Consider the following 18965-nt stretch of genomic DNA (forward strand, 5'->3'; position numbering starts at 1 on the left):
AGGGAGATTTCCCGGCGCCCGGGTCTTTGGCCCCGGGAACTGCAGACGGCCGGCGATGCGCCGGTCGCTCCCGGCCGAGCAGGCAAGGCCCGGCACCTACGGCGCACAGAAGGGAAATCACACGATGACTACTGAAACCAAAATCGAACCTGGCCGAACCGTCTTGACAGTCGAGACGCAAGAATAAGTCCTGCAGGCCCTTGGCTGCATGTTGGACGACGAGGCCAATGACATCGACGCTCCCGAGGCGCTCCTCGAAGAGTATGGGACATTGGATTGGGCCGAAGTGCACGGACTTCTGGACGAATCCGACTGAGTTGCTGAAGACCTGGACCCCAGTATTGCTGCTCAACCTGGCCTTGCCTGCCACCGGACTTCGAGCTTGGCTCTCACCCTGTCCTGCCGCAGGCAAGGGCACCTGCGGGCCTGTTGCGGGCCACCGATCCCCTGGCCCTCCCTACTCCAAGGGCTCCCGGTCCTGCCCCATCCCTCGGGCCAGGTAACCCGCCCAGTCATCCATCAACGTGCGCCGGCGCTCGAACGGGTCGGAGCGTGCATAGGCCGCCTCCACCCGGTTGCGGACCACATGCGCCAGGGCCGCCTCGATCACCTCCCGGGGATGGTCGGTTTCTTCGGCCGCCCAGTCCCTGAAGCTGGATCTGAATCCGTGCGGCACCGCCGCGATCCCAAGCTCCCGCACCATCCACCTCAGCTGCTTGTCGTCAAGAGGCTGCCCTTCCCTATGGGTGAACACCAGCGGACCGTCTCCCTCTCCGAGCGCCTCGGCCGCCTCGAGAATCTCCAGGGCGCGTCCGCACAGCGGCACCCGGTGCTGGCGGTTGACCTTCATCCGCCTTGGCGGAATGATCCACACCCTCCCGCTGCGATCGATCCCCTGCCACTCGGCCCACCGCACCTCGCTCCACCTGGTTGCCGTCAACACCAGAAACTCGAAGGCCAGCTTCGCGGCCTCCAATGCCGTCGATCCCCGCACCGTCCCGATAGCGTCAGCCACCTTCCGATGCGGCAAGGCCCGCGTGTGTTGGGCAACGTGTTGTTGGATGCCCAGGACCGGTCCGATTCGGTCACATGGGTTGTCGATCCGGCACTCCATGGCCACGGCCCATTCCAGGACCGCACGCAGGCGCAGGCGCACCCGCTGGGCCGTCTCCGCCTTCCGGTGCCAGATGGGCGGGAGGATCTCAAGCACGTCGGCGCTGGTGACCTCGGAGACCGGCACCTTGCCGATGCGCGGGAAGGCCACCCGCCTCAGGCTCGACAGCCACTCCTGGGCGTGTTTCCGGTTGCGCCAGCCGGCCTGCTTCTGTTCCAGCACACGCGAGGCGGCTTCGGCGAAGGCGGGGATGCCCTCCGTCCGTCGCTTCTCCGCCAGAGGGTCCCCGCCCTGGCGGGCGAGCTTGCGGTTGGCCAGCGCCATCTCCCTGGCCTCGGCCAGGGGGACCAGGGCGAGGGGGCCGAGACCAAGCTCACGGCGACGGCCACGGATGACGAGGCGTTGAATCCAGCTACGGGTTCCGGTAGGCTGGACGAAGAGGTAGAGGCCATTGCCGTCGGCGTGCCTTCCGGGCGGAGCGGAGCGAAGGAAAGAGGCCGAGAGGGCCTTTTCGGGGTGGCGGCCCTTACGCTTCGTTCCGGGTAGCAGCCGGGTGGAGATGTTTACTGCATCCATTCCCACATTGTATGGGGGATGGCAGTGGATTGCAGGGGATGACTCGAGAGGGCAACGCCACAGCAGAACTTATATAAGACACTCATAAATAACACAGTTATAGATGAAACTGGATGCCGATAGACATAACTGGAATATGACCTACCGTTAACTACGCGGCTACGGAAGCGCGGGACTCACACGACCCCTGGGCTTCCGCGTCCACCCGCAGATGGTCGCCGACTTGGCTGCCAAACCAAAATCGTCAAATGCTCCACCGTGTTCGCCCAGCAGGCGAGTCTAAGCCGCAGCTACGCCGCTCTCCCCTAACCCACAACGGTGCCGGGGGAAAAAGGATTTTCAAGAGAGCTTATTGCAATATTCGCAGCGTGGCAGGTCATCTTGTCGGCGAACCTGAGGTTCTGCCCTCTTCAATATCCGGTGCGAACCGGTGAAAAACGCTGTCTAACCACAAAAGTCACAATTTGTGTTTTTGTGCCTTTTGTGGCCATTCCTGGTATACGTCCGCTGCCGAATTTTGCGAAAGGCTCAAGAATTATTGCCCCGCTGCCGGGCCGGGAAGACTGGCTTGGCCGCCGTCCCCGATGTGACCCGTGGGGCGCCCCGCCATTTCGTTTCAGCTCACCGAATCCGCCGGTTTCTGGCTGGCGATCCTGGCGATTCTGCTCCAGGAAAGGCCTTCTCGATGGAGCAGAACGAATCCCAGCAGCAGGAGCGGGACCATGGAAACCATGTAGCAGCCGTTGCTGATGCCGGCCGCTTGGGAATTTGGGTCCTGGGTTGACAGGAAGGGCGCAAAGAAGTGGGTCAGGGCCAGTTGCATGAAAAACTGGAACCCGCCCACCCCTCCCGGTGTGGGAATGGCGACCCCCACAACCGTGATCACCGTCAGCAGGAGCGCACCCGTCAGAGGGAAGTCGCTCAGGTAGGCCCTGGCCAGAAACCAGAGCTGCAAGCTGATGGCAATCCAGATGGCCAGGGAGAGAACCGTGACCTTGACCCGTTCTCCACCCTTTTCCAGCGCCCGGAAGCCGTCCCCAAAGGAAACGACGATCCGGGACAGCCGCCCCGGGATCTTTCCGGTCCAGTTCCGTCGGCGGACCAGGTAGACGAGGGCCAGCAGTGTCAGTGCCACGGCGGGAAGGCCGATGAGAGAAAATCTCCGGATGGCCAGCATGATTTCGTGGCCCCGCTCGGAATTAGGGGGGTGTTGTCCGGAGAACAGAGCCAGGTAGACCGCAAAGATCCCGGCCACGGTGATGAGGTCCAGCAACCGTTCCAGCAGAGAGGTGGCAATGACCGAAGCGGCCGGTATTTTCTCCTTTCTGGCCAGCACGACCGAGGCCACCACTTCGCCGGCACGCGGAGGAATCAGGTTGATGACGTACTTGGCTACCGTCAGGGAAAAGAGTCCCTGGTAGGCCAGGGGACGCTTGACGGGGGACAGCAGGACTCCCCATCTCCAGGCGCGCAGCCCCATATGAAGCAGTGTCAGGCCCAGACCGGCCAGCAGGAAGGCCGGCCGTCCCTGCAACATCACCCTCCAGGACTGCCCCCAGTCGGGAACGCTGAAGTAAATCAGCGAACCGACCAGAAGCGTCAGGCTCAGGCTGACGATCCAGGGGAACAGCACTCTCATTGCGGTCGATTCCGGGTCCGGAAGCCTTCGGTGTGACGGGCCCTGAAATTGCCTCCGCCGGGCCGGCACGGCGCAGCAACCCTACCACGCCGGGGACACCATCACAAGCCGAGGGGAATCCCATCCACAGGCAGTGTTGTGGACTATGGGAGAGCGGCGGAACCACGGTTGGCTTCACTGTTCCTGCCGCTGGCAGTCACTCACGGGCCGCCGCCGCTGACCCGCACGACCCCTGTGGTATACTCGCGCTCCAACCGGGCACGGGAACGGGGCGAATTCCGGGAGCGTATTTCTCGCCGGGGTCGTGATCGTGGCAGGGGCGGCCCGGTTGCCGAGGGGAAATGAGCCAGCTCGATCGTCTCAAAAGCAGGATGGCGGAAGTCTCCGATCTCAAGGCGGCGGCCGCGCTGTTGAGTTGGGACCAGCAAACCTACATGCCGAGCGGCGGAGCGGCGGCCCGGGCCGAGCAGATCGCCACCCTGGAGAAGCTCGCCCACGGGCGCTTCGTCTCCGAGGAAGTAGGCGCCTGGCTGGAGGGGGCGGCTGCCGAGACCCAGGCCCACGCCTACGAATCGGACGGCGCCAGCCTGGTGCGACTGACCCGGCGGGACTACGACAAGGCTTGCCGAATTCCGCCGGCGCTGGTGGAGGAACTGGCGCGACAGACCTCGCTGGGGATGGAGGTTTGGGTGAAGGCGCGCAGTCAGTCCGACTTCAGCCAGTTTCAAGGCCCGCTGCAGACCCTGGTGGACCTCCAGCGGGAGCTGGCCGACTGCCTGGGATATCGGGAGAGAAGATACGACGCTCTGCTCGATCAGTATGAGCCCGGCATGAAGTCGGCAGACCTCGACCGACTCTTTGCCGATTTGAAGAACGGCCTGGTTCCGCTGGTGCAGGACATCTCCCGAAAGCTGGACAGTGTCCAGGATGAAGTGTTGCGCCAACGCTTCCCCATCGACAAGCAGACGACCTTTGGCCTGGAAATGGCGAAGGAGATGGGCTTCGACCTCAGTGGCGGACGCCAGGACCAGTCGGTCCATCCCTTCTGCACCTCTTTTTCCAACCGGGACGTTCGAATCACTACCCGCTTCGACGAGAGGTTTCTACCGTCGGCCCTGTTCGGCACGCTTCATGAAACGGGCCATGCCCTCTACGAACAGGGAGTGAGCACGGCCTTTGAGCGCACCCCCCTGAGCGGCGGCACCTCCCTGGGCATTCACGAGTCCCAGTCGCGGTTGTGGGAGAATCTGGTGGGCCGCAGCCGGGGGTTCTGGAAATTCGCCTACCCGGGGCTTCAGCGCGCCTTTCCTCAGCAGTTGGCAGGCTGCTCCCTGGAAGCCTTCTATCGGGCCATCAATCGTGTCGAGCCTTCCCTCATCCGGGTGGAGGCCGACGAGGTGACCTACAATCTGCACATCATGCTGAGGTATGAGCTGGAAGCTCAACTGGTCGAGGACAACCTTCCGGTGGCGGACCTGCCGGAGGCGTGGAACGGCAGGATGCGAGACTATCTGGGGATCACTCCGCCCAACGATGCTCTGGGCGTGCTCCAGGACGTCCACTGGTCGCACGGCCTGTTCGGTTATTTCCCGACCTATTCCCTGGGGAATCTGATATCGGTGCAGCTCTACGACCGGGCCAAAAGGGAGATTCCCGGCATCCCGGCGGCTATCGAGCGCGGGGAGTTCTCGCCGCTGCTCGGTTGGCTGAGAGAGCGCGTCCATTGCCATGGCCGGAAATTCATGCCCGCCGAACTGGTCCGTCGGATCACGGGAGAGGATCTGAGGGCCGCGCCCTTCGTGAACTACCTGAAGGCCAAGTATGGGGAGATATACAACTGATTCGCTACCCGCGGTGAGGGGAACATCCAGCGTCACCAGGCCGGGACCCCGACCGGAGTCAAGGAAGAGCGCCGACATGAAGCAACCCGATTCAAGCCCCATCCGTCATGATTGGAGCCTGGAGGAAATCGGGGGCGTCTACACCCTGCCCCTTCCCGAGCTGATCTTTCGCGCCCAGAGCCTGCACCGCCGGCACCACTGCGCCGAGGAGGTACAGGGGTGTTCGCTTCTCAGCATCAAGACCGGGGGGTGTCCGGAAGACTGCGGCTACTGCCCTCAATCGGCCCATTACGATACGGGCGTTGCCGGACAGAAGCTCTTGAGCCCCGAGCAGGTGCTGGCCTCTGCGCGGGAGGCGCGCCGGCAGGGGGCGACCCGCTTTTGCATGGGGGCGGCCTGGCGCCAGGCTCCCGAAGGTGACGAGTTCGAGAAAGTGTTGTCCATGGTGCGCGGCGTCAGGGAGCTGAGCATGGAGGCCTGCTGCACCCTGGGGATGTTGTCGCGGACCCAGGCGGAGGCGCTGGCCGAGGCGGGACTGACGGCCTATAACCACAACCTGGACACATCGCCCGAATTCTACGGCCGCATCATCACCACCCGGACCTACCGGGATCGTCTGGAAACCCTGGAACGGGTGCGAAACGCCGGCATCAGCGTCTGCTGCGGCGGGATTATCGGCATGGGGGAGAGCCGGCGGGACCGCTGGCGCCTGCTGGAGGAGTTGGCTACCCAGAATCCCCACCCGGAGAGCGTGCCCATCAATCTGCTGGTTCGGGTGGAAGGGACCCCGCTGGCGGATCAGACAGCGGTGGATCCTTTCGAAATGGTCCGCATGATCGCGACCGCCCGCATCCTGATGCCGGAGGCCATGGTGCGCCTGAGCGCCGGACGCCTGTCGCTCTCGGATGAAGCCCAGGCGCTTTGCCTGCTGGCCGGCGCCAATTCCGTCTTTATGGGGGAGCGGTTGCTGACGACTCCCAATCCCCAAACCGACCTGGATCGAGATCTGCTGGAACGCATGGGGATGCGGCTTCGGGAAGCCGAGACCTCAGCCGGCGCCGGTCGTCAGGACCTGCCAGAGCACTGAGGGCGCCTTCCGAAGCAGCCTTCTGCGAATGGTTCGACAGTCATGCCTGCCGGCCACGAAGTCGGGGGTGAAGTGTCGTAGCGTTCGACTTCGAGCACTGCCTTGAACCATGCGTCTGATGAAGTCGACCCCCAGCAGATGCCCCGCATGGAATTTCTCGAAATACCCGGCGGCACGGCGCAAATCCTCCACGAACTCCTCCCGGCAAACCTCCTGGTAATCCTTGGGATTCAATCGCAAAAATTCGAGGGCCAGCAACTCCCCTGAACGCGGTGCGCAGTAGATCCCCTCGCAGGTAATGGGGTCCGCGAAGCCGGTCCTGCAAGCCCCGGAGGATTCCCCCGGCCGGTTCCGGGGCTGTGCTATAATCCCGGCCTGCTATCCCTGCTCCCTTCCTCCGATCTCCCCGTCGGTTTCCAACATGTCCGTGCAGAAGATTCTGGCTTTGGAGGACCTGCTGGCGCAACGGGATCGTTTGCGTCAGGAGAACCAGCGGACTGTCTTCACCAACGGGTGCTTCGATCTGCTCCACCCCGGCCATATCGATTACCTGAGCCGCGCCCGGCAAATGGGAGATGCCCTCATTGTCGGAGTCAACAGCGATCGTTCGGTCAGAGAGCTCAAGGGACCCCTGCGGCCCATCCTGACCCAGGATGAGCGGACCCGCCTGCTCTCGGGGCTTGACAGCGTCGACTACATTACGATCTTTGACGAGGATACGCCCCATCGGTTGATCGAGGCCCTGCTCCCCGACGTGCTGGTCAAGGGGGGCGACTGGACGGTGGAAACCATCGTGGGACGGCAGGAGGTGGAGGCGGCCGGCGGCCGGGTGGTCCCCCTGCCCTACCTGAAGGGTCAGTCTTCCACCGCAATCATTGAGCGCATTCTTCACCGCTATGGCCGGCAAGCTTAGCTGGGTCGACCCGGTGGCCAAGCCCCGGTCCTTCTGAATTCATTTCCCCATCGATGTGGCTACCCAATCTCTTCTTTCCCAACTGGCGCAGGACTCGCTCCTCCAATCGATTCCCCGTCAGGTCGATTCCGGGCCCTGTCGAATCGCCCTGTCCGGCATCGCCCCGGCTGCAAAACCCGCCTATCTGGCTCTCCTGCATCGGATCCTGAGTCGGCCGATTCTATTCGTCAGTGCCGGTGTCCCGGACCTGGAAGCCATGGCCGCCACCACGGCCTTCTATCACCGCGGCCTCTCCGGAAAGCCGGGGGAGCGGGTGGCCGCCTTCCCCGCACTGCAGCCGGGTCCCTATAGCGGTCTTTCACCCCACGCCGAGGCCGTGGAGCAGCGGACCCTGGCCCTCTGGAAGATGCACCGGCGGTCCCTGGATATTCTGCTCTGCGGGCCCACGGCACTGGTGACTCGCTTGCCGGAGGTTCTTCCCGACCTCCGGCAGGTGCCCGAATTGGCTCCGGGCAGAGAGATTGCCCTGGAGGAGCTGATCGGCTACCTGAAACGGGCGGGGTACGTCAGGGAGGAGCCGGTGACCGGTGTGGGGACCTTTTCCCGCCGGGGAGGGATTCTGGATGTCTATCCCCCGGGCTGCCTCAATCCGGCCCGCATCGAGTTTTTCGGAGACGAGGTTGAATCGCTCCGGGAGTTCTCCGTCAGCTCGCAGCGGTCGGTGGGGCGCCTCGAGAGCGTGACTCCCGTTCCCATGAGAGAGACCTTTGTGGATCCCAATGCTCTGCGGGAGTGGGGCCGGGAGGCTTCGGAGAGGTGGAATCCTCAGGAGTTTCCCGCCTTCTTCGAAACCCAGGTGTTCCAGGCAAGCCGGGGGGAGCACTTCCAGGGGTTCGAGTTCCTGCATGGGCTGACGCTTCCCCTGCAGGTGCCGTTCCTGGACTACGCGTCCGATTTCGTGGTGGTGAGGGATGAGCCGGACGAGTTGGAGCAGGGATTGCGCCACTGGTGGGAGGAGATGGCCGAGGACCGGGAGGCTTTGAGCCGGCGCGGGTGGCCCAGCCTGAATCCGGAAGAGCTCTTTCTGTCCCTGACCGAAGCCGGGGATAGGCTGGAGGACCGACCGGTCATCGACCTGAAGCAACTGGGAATCACGCCGGGTCGGCAGTCCGACTCTTCGTCCTCCCCGCTTCCGTCCGCGGGCGAGACGCCTTCCCGCCCCGTCGATTCAAGGTCTCGAGCGGCTGCAGCCCCGGCTCCGATCCATCTGGACTGTCAGACTGTGCCTGTCCGAAAGTACCACGGCGACATCGCCAGTCTGGCCCGGGACCTTCGCCATTTGATGGAAGCCGACGTTCGAATGCTGTTCGCCCAGTCATCCCTGGGACGAGCCGAGCGCCTGGGGGAAATGCTGCGGGAATACGATCTGCCGGTGGTTTCCGATTTCGACGACAAGGGCCGGGCAGCCGATGGGACCCGCGACCGGATTACCGTCGTGGTCGGCCACGTCCTGGAAGGGTTCCGCCACCCCTCCTCCGGGATCTGCATCTTTGGGGACGAGGACGTTTTCGACGAAGTGGAGTTCCTCTCCCATCCGGCTCCGTCCAGGTCCAGAAGCGGAACTTTTGTTTCGGATTTCCGCGAACTGAGTCCGGGGGACTACCTGGTGCACGTCGACCACGGCATCGGTCGCTACCGGGGACTGAAGCAGATCGACCGCGATGGAGTGAATCAAGAGTTCATGATCCTGGAGTATTTCGACGAAGCTCGGCTGTACGTGCCTCTGGAGAGGCTGGACCTGGTTCAAAAGCACAGCAGCGGCGACAGCGCTCGCCCTCCGCTCGACAAGCTGGGAGGAGTGAGCTGGAAAAAAGCCAAGAACCGCGCCAGGAAGTCCATCCGGGATATGGCTCAGGAGCTGCTCGATCTCTACGCTCGGAGAAGGATCGCGCCGGGATATCGCTTTTCCGCCAACGGGCACTGGCATCGGGAATTCGAGGATGCCTTCGAGTTCACCGAGACCCCGGATCAAAGGGCCGCCATTCTGGACCTCTACCGGGATATGGAAGTGAACAGCCCCATGGACCGGCTGCTCTGTGGGGACGTGGGCTTCGGCAAGACCGAAGTGGCCATGCGGGCGGCCTTCAAGGCGGCCTTCGACGGCAAGCAGGCGGCGGTCCTGGCTCCCACGACCATCCTGGTCTACCAGCACTATCTGCGTTTCAGGCAGCGCTTTACCGCGTTTCCCATCGCCATCGAGATGTTGAGCCGTTTCCGCAGGCCCAAGGAACAAAAAGCCATTCTGGAGCGGGTGGCCACCGGCAAGGTGGACATCCTCATCGGCACTCATCGCATGCTTTCCAAGGACATCCGGTTCAGAGACCTGGGCCTTTTGATCGTGGACGAAGAGCAGCGCTTTGGAGTGGCTCACAAGGAGAGACTGCGGCAGTTGAAGAAGAACGTGGACACCTTGACCATGACGGCCACACCCATTCCCAGAACACTGCACATGTCGTTGACGGGCATCCGGGACATGTCGGTGATCGAGACGCCGCCCCAGGATCGCCTGTCCATACAGACGGCGGTGCTGCCCTTCAGCCACCAGGTCATCCAGAACGCCATCAGAAATGAGCTGGAGCGGCAGGGCCAGGTCTATTTTGTCCACAACACGGTGGAGACCATCGATTCCATTGCCGCACTGATCGGGGACATCTGCCCTGAAGCTCGCCTGCTGGTGGCTCACGGTCAGATGAAGGAGAAAGATCTGGAGGCCACTCTGCTGAAGTTCCTGAGGCATGAGGCCGACGTGCTTGTTTCCACTACGATCATAGAAAACGGTCTGGACATTCCGTTGGTCAATACCATGATCGTCAATCGAGCCGACCGGTTCGGACTTTCGCAGCTCTACCAGTTGCGGGGACGGGTGGGTCGTTCCAGCCGCCGCGCCTACGCCTATCTGCTGGTTCCGCCGCGCCAGACACTCTCCGGCATCGCCCGGCAACGTCTGGCGGCATTGAAGGAGTTCAGCGAGCTGGGTTCCGGTTTCAAGGTGGCGGCCCTGGATCTGGAGTTGAGAGGTGCAGGCAACCTGCTGGGCGGGGATCAGCATGGGCATGTCAACGCCATCGGCTTCGATCTCTACTGTCAGATGCTGGAGCGGACCATCCGGGAACTCCAGGGGCAGGAGGTTCTGCCCGACATCCAGACCCGGCTCGATCTCAAGGTGAGCGTCAAGATCCCACCGGGCTACATCCCCGACGAAAGTCAACGCCTGAGCGTCTACAAGCGCATCTCCTCCCTGAAGCTGGACACGGAGATGAATGGCCTCCGGGAGGAACTGGAGGACCGCTACGGGCCCTTGCCGGAGGAAGTGGAGAGGCTCCTGGACTATATGAGGGTGCGCCGTCTGGCGGAAAGGATTCTGGTGGAGTCGATGGAGAGGGATCGCCAGGGCATCGCCATCACCTTTCACCCCAGGACTCCCATATCGCCCCACAAACTGGTGGAAACCGTCTCCAGTGTCCCCGGCCTTTCGGTGAGCCCGGGGGGACAATTGAGGCTTCGGTCGGCCGGTGTCTCCCAAGGGGAGGTGCTTTCCTCGGTGCGAGCGCTGCTGGTCGAACTGGCTTCCTGAGTTGTCCCTCTCGATGTTACAATCACTCCCCCCTCCGGCACGGACGGGTTAACTTCCGGCAAGAATTCGGTTAACATCGGTTATGTGCTGAATGGAAGGTTCCGGGTTCCGACCGGGGCGATCGAGGAGGAGGAACGATGAAGCCAAGGATTTCTCACGGGGTGCTGGCTGGAGTGCTGCTGCTATCCGGTTCCTCTTTGGCTCTGGCCGAAACCACCATCTTCGAGGAGATCATCTGCCGGGTCAACAACGACATCATCACCAAGTCGGAGTACCAGGAGGCCGCAAACCTGCTCAAGCTCCGGGTCCAGAGGCAGCAAAAACTCTCCGGCGAAGCGTTGGCTCAGGCGGTGCGCGAGGGCGAGAAGGATCTGCTCAAGAACATGATCGAGGAACGTCTCCTGGTGCAAAAGGCAGTTGAGCTGGGGATGACCGCCGACACCGACGTCATCAAGTACCTGGACCGGCTCCGAAACGAGAACAACCTCCCCAGCATCGAGGCCCTGGAGCAGGAGATGCGCGGTCAGGGCATCAATCCAGCCGAGTTCAGAAAGAGAATCAAGGAGCAGAGCCTCAAGGAACAGGTTCTGGGGAGCGAAGTCTACTACCGCATCCGGGTTTCGACCGCGGAGATCAAGACCTTCTACGAAACCAACCGGGAACAGTTCGATCGGCCCGAGCAGGTGCGGCTCCAGGAAATTCTGATCGCTTCCAACGGAAATGATCCGTCCGAAGTCGAGCAACGCAGGAAAAAGGCCGAGGAGGTGCTGCAGAAGGCCAGGGGCGGAGAGGTGTTCGACGACCTGGTGGCCCAGTATTCCGAGGGACCGGCCGCCAAGATGAGGGGTGACCTGGGATTCTTCCGTAGAGGAATGCTCCTGAAGGAGGTCGAGGATATAGTCTTTTCCCTGCGGCGGGGTCAGATCACCGATATTTTGGAGGGCCAGGGCGGATTCCGCATCTTCAAGGTGATCGAAAAAAACACCGCCGGCATTCAGCCCCTGGACATGGTCAAGGATCAGATCCGCAACAAGCTGGTCGAGGACAAAGCGCTCCCGGCTGTCCGGAAGTATATGGAGACGCTGCGCCGCCAAAGCTATATCCGCCTCAAGGAAGGCTACGTGGACAGCGGCACCGAGGTGGAGACCGCCTCTGCCGACGGAGATCAGCCGGCCGGCGACGAACTCCCTCCAGCAGCCTTCGAGGGCAAGCAGAAGAAGTAGGCTCCCACCTCTCCACCCGAATCCATGCGGTTGGATTTGTTCCTGAAAAGGTCCCGCCTGATTCCCCGCCGGGCCCTGGCTCAGCAGGCCTGCGCAGCCGGAGCCGTCTCGGTCAACGGGCAGGTGTCGAAGGGAGGCAAGTCGATCAAGGTCGGGGATGTGATCGAGTGCCGGAAGAGAAATGCAATCTTGAGGGTGAGGGTGGCTTGCTTGCCCGGCTCGGATCCCCGAAGGAACCAAGCGACTTCGCTTTATGAGATCCTGGGGAGCGCTGAAGCTGACCGGCAGCGGTCATCGTGATCCCGGCTCCTGGAGTCGAGCGCTACCTGCCCTCAGGGGCCTCGGCCCCATCCTGCCGGTTCCGGCTCTCCGTACATTCATCCACCAGATAAGCGATCGACTGATAGGGAATGTCGGAGTGCGTCGACAGGCCGATCTCGCAGGTCTTGCTGGTGGAGTAACCCCTCGAGCAGCCTGACGGCAGGGAGGTCTTCAGGGGGCCGAGAGCAGACGCGGTCAACTCGGGGTGACTGAAGCCCCGGTCTCCGGCAAACCCGCAGCAGCCCACGCTGTCGGGGACAATGACCGCCTCGGCGCAGAGTTCGGCAAGCTGGCGCAAGGCGCTGTCCAGTCCCATCTTGCGGGAACTGCAGGGACTGTGCAGGGCCACCCGGCCGGCGCTCTTCCTGAAGGTGAGTCCCGGCCGCAGAACCTTCAGAATGAACTCCGCCGGCTCATAGATGGGGAAATCCGCTTCGAAGAGAGCGGACTCCTTCAGACGAAAGAGGCAGGGGCTGGTATCCACCAGAACGGGATAGAGGCCGTCGCGGGAAGCCAGATTCAAAGCCCGCCGCAACTCCTCCTGCTTGGCGGCCCCCTGCCGGTCGAACCCCTTGCTCGCAAAGGGCATCCCGCAACAGAGGTTGGCCAGGTTTTCCGGATAGACCGACTCGACTCCCGCCTTGCGCATCAGCGCCTCCATCTTGCGATTCTGAGAGGGCTGGTCTCGACCATGGCCGGGCACGCCCAGCGTCCGGCTGAGACAGCTGGGGAAAAAGACTGCCTTCAAGGGAAACTTGCCGTCTTCCCCTGAGGAAGTCATGACTTCGGCCGCCCGGGGCAGCCAGGGATTCCACTGCGGCAACCGGTTCCCCGAGAGCTTCCGGGCCCAATCGGTGACGCGCCGCATGCCTTCCGATCCCAGCAGCCGATGGAACTGGTGGGTGGCGGTCAGGAGCATCCGGAGCGAGGCGGTGGTCAGGCCGAAATGGGCGGCCAGCAAGGTGGCGGCCCGGTCCTGCCAACCGGCAACCTGAAGGCGCCGCAGGTCCTTGATGAGCTTGCCGGTGTCGATGCCGACCGGGCAAGCCATGGCGCACAGGCCGTCGGTAGCGCAGGTGTCGTTTCCCTGGTAGGCGTAACGGCTGGTCAGTTCGTCCAGTCGACCGGCGTAATCCCCGTTGGATCGAAGCCGGGAGATTTCTCGCCAGACCGCGATCCGTTGGCGAGGGGTAAGGGTCAGGTCCCGGGAGGGGCAATTGACCTCGCAGAAACCGCATTCGGTGCACTTGTCGACCACCGAGTGGGCTTTCGGCAAGGGCTTGAGGTTCTTGAGGTGGATCTGAGGATCGCTGTTGAGGATCACCCCGGGGTTAAGAAGGTTTTCGGGATCGAAGATGGCCTTGATCTCTCGCATCAATCGGTAGGCTTCGGCTCCCCATTCCAGCTCCACGAAGGGGGCCATGTTGCGGCCGGTACCGTGCTCCGCCTTGAGCGAGCCATCGTAGCTGTGAACCACCATTTCGGTGAGGTCGCCGATGAAGTCCCGATAGCGGCGAACTTCTTCGGGCCGGTTGAAATCCTGGGTGAAGACGAAATGGAGATTACCCTCCAGGGCATGCCCGAAGATGATGGCTTCCGAGTAGCGGTGCTTGCGGAACAGTTGCTGGAGCTGCAGGGTGGCTTCGGCCAGCCGGTCGATGGGGAAGGCCACGTCCTCGATGATGACGGTGGTCCCGATTTCCCGGATGGCCCCGATGGAGGGGAACAGGCCCTTGCGGATGTTCCAAAGGCGGAGCTGCTCGGTGGGGTCTCGGGTGAAGGCGACCGGCTCCACCGTGGGCAGATCCTCCAGGCTTCGGGTGGTGGCTCCCAAGTGCTGGTCCAGCGCTTCCGGTGTTTCTCCCCGGGTCTCCACCAGCAGGGCCGCCACCGACGGGCCCAGACTCTTCAGGTCCAGGGGAAGACCGGGCTTGTCTTCCACCGAGCGAAGGCCGGCCCGGTCCATGATCTCGACCGCCGAGACGGGGCAGCTCCTTAGCAGGGTGGTGGCTTCACAGGCGGTCCGAATGTCGGGGAAAAGGATCAGGGCGGTGGCCTTGTGGGGGTAGTCGGGTACGGTCCGGTAGGTGATTTCGGAGATGAATCCCAAGGTGCCCTCGGAACCGATCATCAGGTGCTGGATCACGTCGATGGGATCTTCGAAATCGATCAGGGAGTTCAGGCTGTAGCCGGTGGTGTTCTTCATCTTGAATTTGCGGCGAATCCGATTGGCCAGTTCCGGGTCTTCCCGGGTCCGCTTCGCCAGGCGCCCGATGCTTTCCACCAGGTCCTGGCGGGTTTGGAGGAATCGATCCCTGCTGGTGGCGCTGCGGGTGTCCAGAACGGTGCCGTCGGCGAGGACGATTCTCATGCCCTGAAGGGTCCGGTAGCTGTTCTGGGAGGTGCCGCAACACATGCCGCTGGCGTTGTTGGCGGCAATTCCCCCCACCATGGCGGCGTTGATGGAGGCGGGGTCGGGTCCGATCTTGCGCCGGTAGGGAGCCAGGCGAGCATTGGCCTGGGCGCCGACCACGCCGGGTTGCAGCGTGATCAGCTTGCCCTCGTCCTCGATCCGGATTCCCCGCCAGCCCGTGCCCAACTGCATGAGCACCGAGTCGCTCAGGGCTTGTCCCGAAAGGCTGGTTCCTCCAGCTCGGAAGGTGAGCGGCAGCCGGCGCGCGCGGCACTGCCTCAGGACTTCTCCCACCTCGGCCTCGGTGTCGACCCGGACCACCAGCTTGGGAATCAGACGGTAAAAGCTGGCGTCCGTCCCGTAGGCCAGAGTGCGCAGGTCGTCCCGGATCAGCCTCTCGCCCGGGATGACTCGGGAAAGGTCCTGGAACAGATCGAGATAGCGCCCGTGCAACATCGGTTGACAATAACTCCTTTAAGCGTGATCCGTCTCATAAAGAAACGACGGAACTTCCAAATTCCGAGTCAGCTCTTCCCCCGCCCTGCCGTGCGGATCATCCGAGACTGAGACAACGAATTTTCATAGCCTGTCGGGAACAAGGGCCATGTTCCGCTGCCAGGGTAATCTACCCATTGAATATCGATGCACAGGATTCACAGGACGAGAGCCTCCTGCACCGGAAGCCGGCTCGGGCGATGATCCGGTGCGGAGTTGCGGTTGTTCAGGGCTGCAAGCCTGCCATCTCCAGAAACAATCCTGTGCATCGATGTTAATAAACCATTTACTCCTGCGTGACTTTGAACCGGTTTCCAGCAACCAAGCGCTGGCGGTTGATTCAGGCAAGTCCGGTGGGTCGTTGGACCCCGGTGCGGGTGATCATACCTTGACCAGGATTGGAATCGCCTGAAGAAACCCTCCGATAACTCGTCGCGACTCCCACCGGCTAGGTTCCAGGACTCCTTGGAGACGACTCGACCGGCTATTCGCGCCCTCGGGCTCGGAATGCACGAATCGCGACGGATCGTGGTTCAGTATACTATCAGGCGGCCGTACTCCACTTCCCGCCCTCTCGGCGACGAAGCGGCCGCGTTAGCGCAATCCTGCATGCTGCATCGAGCCATGCCGAACGCTTGCACCTTCAGCCTTTCCCGCTGTCTCGTCTCCACCATGGCTGGCGCGTTGCTGGCCGCGATGCTCCTCCATCAGGCCGCGCCCGAGGCGGGAGCTCAGGCCGGGACGACCACCGGCACCATCCGCGGCGCCGTACGCGATCAGCTCGGCGATCCGATGGAGGGGGCGGTGGTAGTCCTGAAGCACCGGGAGACCGACTTCCGGACCAGCGTGGAGACCTCTTCGTCCGGCACGTTCGCCCGCACCCTGCTGCCGCCGGGGACCTACGACCTGACCGTGAAGGCGGCCACCGCCGGCTTCAGCACCGAGCGCATCGAGGGCGCGAGACTGCGCGTCGGCGAAATGCTCGACCTTTCCGCCACCCTCAAGATCGTGACGGTCGAAACCATCACTGTCGTCAGCGAGCTTCCTGCAACGCTCGATACCGCCGACGTCACCAGCTCGCAGCGCGTTCTGGAGGATGTCGTCGATGGGCTCCCCAGCAACGGCCGCAATTTCATGCGGCTGACGCTGCTTACCCCGGGCGCGTCCATCTCGCAGGGACCGGACGGCGACGCACTCAATATCGCCGGTCAGCGCGGCATCTTCAACAACTTCATCGTCGACGGCGCCGACTTCAACAACCCCTTCTTCGGCGAGCAGCGCGGCGGCCAGCGTCCGGCCTTCACCTTCAATCAGGACGCCATCGAGGAGCTGGTGGTGGTGAATCAGGGCGCCACCGCCGAGTTCGGCCGCTCCAGCGGGGGCTTCGTCAACGTGATCACCAAGTCGGGTACCAACCGGCTGACAGGCTCCGCCCACTACTTCGGGCAGTGGGACGAGATCGCCGCGCCCTTTCCGGACCAGCGCGGCGGCGGGCGGCCCGACTTCCACCGGAACCAGGCGGGCGCCACCCTGGGTGGTCCGCTGGTTCGCGACCGGGCATTCTTCTTCCTGGCCTATGACCAGCAGTCGGCGGCAGAGACCAAGCAGGCGACCCGGCAGGTCCGCAATCCGGCCAACCTGCAGCGTCTGGAGCGCTTTCTGCAGGGGCGCTGGCCGGGCCTGTTCGAGGATGAGTTCGGGCCGATCCGGCGCACCGACGACGCACGCTCGCTGTTGTCCAAGCTCGATCTGAACCTGGGCGGCCGCCATCAGTTCTCGGTCAAGTACAACTACACCTGGTCGGAGCAGGTGAACGGCACTTTCGACGTCGATTCCTGGGGCGCCTCGGCCAACGGGATCGAGGGCGATCACTCGCACGCGGTCAACGCCAGTCTCCGCTCGCTGCTGACCGACGCCGTTTCCAACGAGCTGCGCCTGCAAGGGGCGCGCGAGGACCGCCCGCGTTGGTACCAGGGACCGCTGCTCCCCGAAGCCCGCCTGCCCGGTCCGCCCCAGTTTGCCGAGCTGGGTGGGCGGCCTTTTCCCGACATCGCCATGGACTTCGACGACGGGTTCCGCATCGGGCTGCCGTTTTTCCTGCCGATCGATCCGGCCTTCGACACGCGGTTTCAACTGGTGGACAACCTCTCGTTTGCCGCCGGAACCCACCTGGCCAAAGCCGGGGTGGAGTACAACCGGACGCGCGTCAAGCAGCAGTTCATCGGGATGGCCAACAGCCGCTACATTTTCGATTCGGTCGAGGGCTTTATCGGTTTCGTTACCCACGGAAGCGGCTACGTCACTTGCTCGGACGGATCGACCGGCCTGTCCGGAGTCTGTCCGGCCGGCGCGGCCATCGCCGGGCCGGTGCTGCTCTACCTGCAGTCGGCGACCGTCCCCGGCGTCCCCGCGGAGGCGCTCGGGCGCCAGCAGGCGCAGATGCACGAGCTGGGCCTGTTCGTTCAGGATACCTGGCATCCGCACGAACGGGTGACGTTGGACATGGGACTGCGCTGGGACGGCGCCTGGCACCCCAGCGTCTTCATCGAGCCGGCCGACACCTTCTTCGCTCCCTACCTGGACGATCCGCTGTTCCCGTCCGACGGCCGGATTCCGGATGACCTCGACAACCTGCAGCCCCGCCTCGGGCTGGCCTGGGACCTGGGCGGCAACGGCCGCACCGTGCTCCGCGCCAACGCAGGGTCCTACGTCGCCCGCATCCCGATGCTCGTCTTCGCCCAGCACAGGACGACCAACGGCGCCTTCCAGCAGATACTCTTCCGCAGCAGCAGCGCTTCGGGGCTTGGCCCGGTCCCGGCCATCGACCGGCAGATCGACACCTCGGCGACGCCGCCCTTTCTGCCGGACATCCAAGTGGCGGACCGCGATCTGGAGCTTCCGCGCACCTGGTCGTTCAGGACCGGCGTCGACCAGGACCTGGGGCGCGGGGTTGCGGCCAGCATCGGATACATCCAGGCGCGCACCGACAACCTCTTCCGCTTCGTCAACCGCAACGATGCCGTCCTGGGGGCGCCGTTCGGTATCGGGACGCACCCGGCCGGCGGCGGCATCAACGCGCTGACCGTCACCGAGAGCAGCGCCCGCTCCCGCTACCATGCCCTTACCGCGGGGCTGCGCGGGCGCAGCGGACTGGCCGGCTGGCCCGTCACCTTCGAGACCCACTACACGCTGGCGTTCGATCGCTCCGACGACGACAACGAGCGCGATCCCTTCGTCCTCCGCTACGCCCACGCTGGCGACCTGGCGCCGGAGTACGGCTGGTCCGATCGCGACCGGCGCCACCAGGTGAGCGGGTACGTCCTGGTCACCCTCCCGGCGGGGGTGCAGCTGAGCCAAGTGGTGCGCTACCTGTCCCCGTCGCCGGTCTCCGAGCAGTGCGACAACCGCGGCGTGCGGGCCTCTCAGCCGGCGGACCGGATCTGCGCTGACGGTTCAGTCCTCACGCGCAACACCATGCGGCGGCAGAACGAGTTCTTTTCCTGGGACCTGCGGGTGTCGCGGCCTTTCTCGCTCGGCGGCGCCGCCGTCGAGCCGATCTTCGAGATCTTCAACCTGACCAACAGCGACAACTTCGTCGACTCCGCCGTCGGCTCGCTCCTCTTCAACTTCGACGGTACGCTCCGCAGCGGGCTCGGCGACACGCGGCGCGCCCAGGTGGGGCTCAGCCTGCGCTTCTGATGGGATTGTT

At 63.5% G+C, this 18965-nt stretch carries 11 protein-coding genes; 7 read left to right on the forward strand and 4 right to left on the reverse strand.

Going from position 1 to position 18965, the window contains the following annotated elements:
- Positions 1-457 precede the first annotated feature (457 nt).
- Together OXI69_09690 and OXI69_09695 are read right to left on the reverse strand one after the other, a co-directional pair.
- A complete protein-coding gene (locus OXI69_09690; GenBank protein ID MDE2666413.1) occupies positions 458-1690 on the reverse strand; it encodes a tyrosine-type recombinase/integrase in 1233 nt (410 codons plus the stop codon).
- Positions 1691-2306: 616 nt separating this feature from the next.
- A complete protein-coding gene (locus OXI69_09695) occupies positions 2307-3329 on the reverse strand; it encodes a lysylphosphatidylglycerol synthase transmembrane domain-containing protein (GenBank protein MDE2666414.1) in 1023 nt (340 codons plus the stop codon).
- A gap of 341 nt (positions 3330-3670) precedes the next feature.
- Between OXI69_09695 and OXI69_09700 the strand changes: the two genes are divergently transcribed.
- Together OXI69_09700 and bioB are read left to right on the forward strand one after the other, a co-directional pair.
- Positions 3671-5170 carry a carboxypeptidase M32 gene (locus OXI69_09700; GenBank protein ID MDE2666415.1) on the forward strand — a complete coding sequence of 500 codons (1500 nt, stop codon included), beginning with the start codon at positions 3671-3673 and terminating at the stop codon, positions 5168-5170.
- Positions 5171-5246: 76 nt separating this feature from the next.
- Positions 5247-6257 carry a biotin synthase BioB gene (bioB, locus tag OXI69_09705; protein MDE2666416.1) on the forward strand — a complete coding sequence of 337 codons (1011 nt, stop codon included), beginning with the start codon at positions 5247-5249 and terminating at the stop codon, positions 6255-6257.
- Here bioB and OXI69_09710 read toward each other — a convergent pair.
- A complete protein-coding gene (locus OXI69_09710; GenBank protein MDE2666417.1) occupies positions 6219-6491 on the reverse strand; it encodes a hypothetical protein in 273 nt (90 codons plus the stop codon). The genes bioB and OXI69_09710 overlap by 39 nt on opposite strands.
- 187 nt (positions 6492-6678) lie before the next feature.
- Between OXI69_09710 and rfaE2 the strand changes: the two genes are divergently transcribed.
- The 4 genes from rfaE2 to OXI69_09730 all read left to right on the forward strand — a co-directional run bounded on the left by rfaE2 (position 6679) and on the right by OXI69_09730 (position 12327).
- Positions 6679-7170, forward strand: coding sequence for a D-glycero-beta-D-manno-heptose 1-phosphate adenylyltransferase (gene rfaE2 / locus OXI69_09715; protein ID MDE2666418.1), 492 nt, complete (start codon positions 6679-6681; stop codon positions 7168-7170).
- Positions 7171-7225: 55 nt separating this feature from the next.
- Complete coding sequence (gene mfd, locus OXI69_09720) at positions 7226-10804, forward strand: transcription-repair coupling factor (GenBank protein MDE2666419.1); 3579 nt, start codon at positions 7226-7228, stop codon at positions 10802-10804.
- A gap of 137 nt (positions 10805-10941) precedes the next feature.
- Entirely contained in the window at positions 10942-12027 is a 1086-nt protein-coding gene (locus OXI69_09725; GenBank protein MDE2666420.1) for a peptidylprolyl isomerase, read from the forward strand.
- 24 nt (positions 12028-12051) lie between these two features.
- Complete coding sequence (locus OXI69_09730; GenBank protein MDE2666421.1) at positions 12052-12327, forward strand: S4 domain-containing protein; 276 nt, start codon at positions 12052-12054, stop codon at positions 12325-12327.
- A 22-nt stretch (positions 12328-12349) separates the two neighbouring features.
- On the opposite strand, the gene OXI69_09735 is transcribed toward OXI69_09730, so the two are convergent.
- Positions 12350-15217 carry an FAD-binding and (Fe-S)-binding domain-containing protein gene (locus OXI69_09735; protein ID MDE2666422.1) on the reverse strand — a complete coding sequence of 956 codons (2868 nt, stop codon included), beginning with the start codon at positions 15215-15217 and terminating at the stop codon, positions 12350-12352.
- A gap of 648 nt (positions 15218-15865) precedes the next feature.
- Here OXI69_09735 and OXI69_09740 point away from each other — a divergent pair.
- Positions 15866-18955, forward strand: a complete 3090-nt coding sequence (locus OXI69_09740; GenBank protein ID MDE2666423.1) for a TonB-dependent receptor — start codon at positions 15866-15868, stop codon at positions 18953-18955.
- Positions 18956-18965 lie beyond the last annotated feature (10 nt).

This window comes from Acidobacteriota bacterium (assembly GCA_028875575.1).
Lineage (GTDB): Bacteria > Acidobacteriota > Terriglobia > Versatilivoradales > Versatilivoraceae > Versatilivorator.

Coding starts and splice junctions, on each gene's coding strand:
- OXI69_09690 (MDE2666413.1), bottom strand. CDS start 1,690: ATGGATGCAGTAAACATCTCCACCCGGCTGCTACCCGGAACGAAGCGT.
- OXI69_09725 (MDE2666420.1), top strand. CDS start 10,942: ATGAAGCCAAGGATTTCTCACGGGGTGCTGGCTGGAGTGCTGCTGCTA.
- bioB (MDE2666416.1), top strand. CDS start 5,247: ATGAAGCAACCCGATTCAAGCCCCATCCGTCATGATTGGAGCCTGGAG.
- OXI69_09700 (MDE2666415.1), top strand. CDS start 3,671: ATGAGCCAGCTCGATCGTCTCAAAAGCAGGATGGCGGAAGTCTCCGAT.
- OXI69_09735 (MDE2666422.1), bottom strand. CDS start 15,217: ATGTTGCACGGGCGCTATCTCGATCTGTTCCAGGACCTTTCCCGAGTC.
- OXI69_09695 (MDE2666414.1), bottom strand. CDS start 3,329: ATGAGAGTGCTGTTCCCCTGGATCGTCAGCCTGAGCCTGACGCTTCTG.
- rfaE2 (MDE2666418.1), top strand. CDS start 6,679: ATGTCCGTGCAGAAGATTCTGGCTTTGGAGGACCTGCTGGCGCAACGG.
- OXI69_09740 (MDE2666423.1), top strand. CDS start 15,866: ATGCTGCATCGAGCCATGCCGAACGCTTGCACCTTCAGCCTTTCCCGC.
- OXI69_09730 (MDE2666421.1), top strand. CDS start 12,052: ATGCGGTTGGATTTGTTCCTGAAAAGGTCCCGCCTGATTCCCCGCCGG.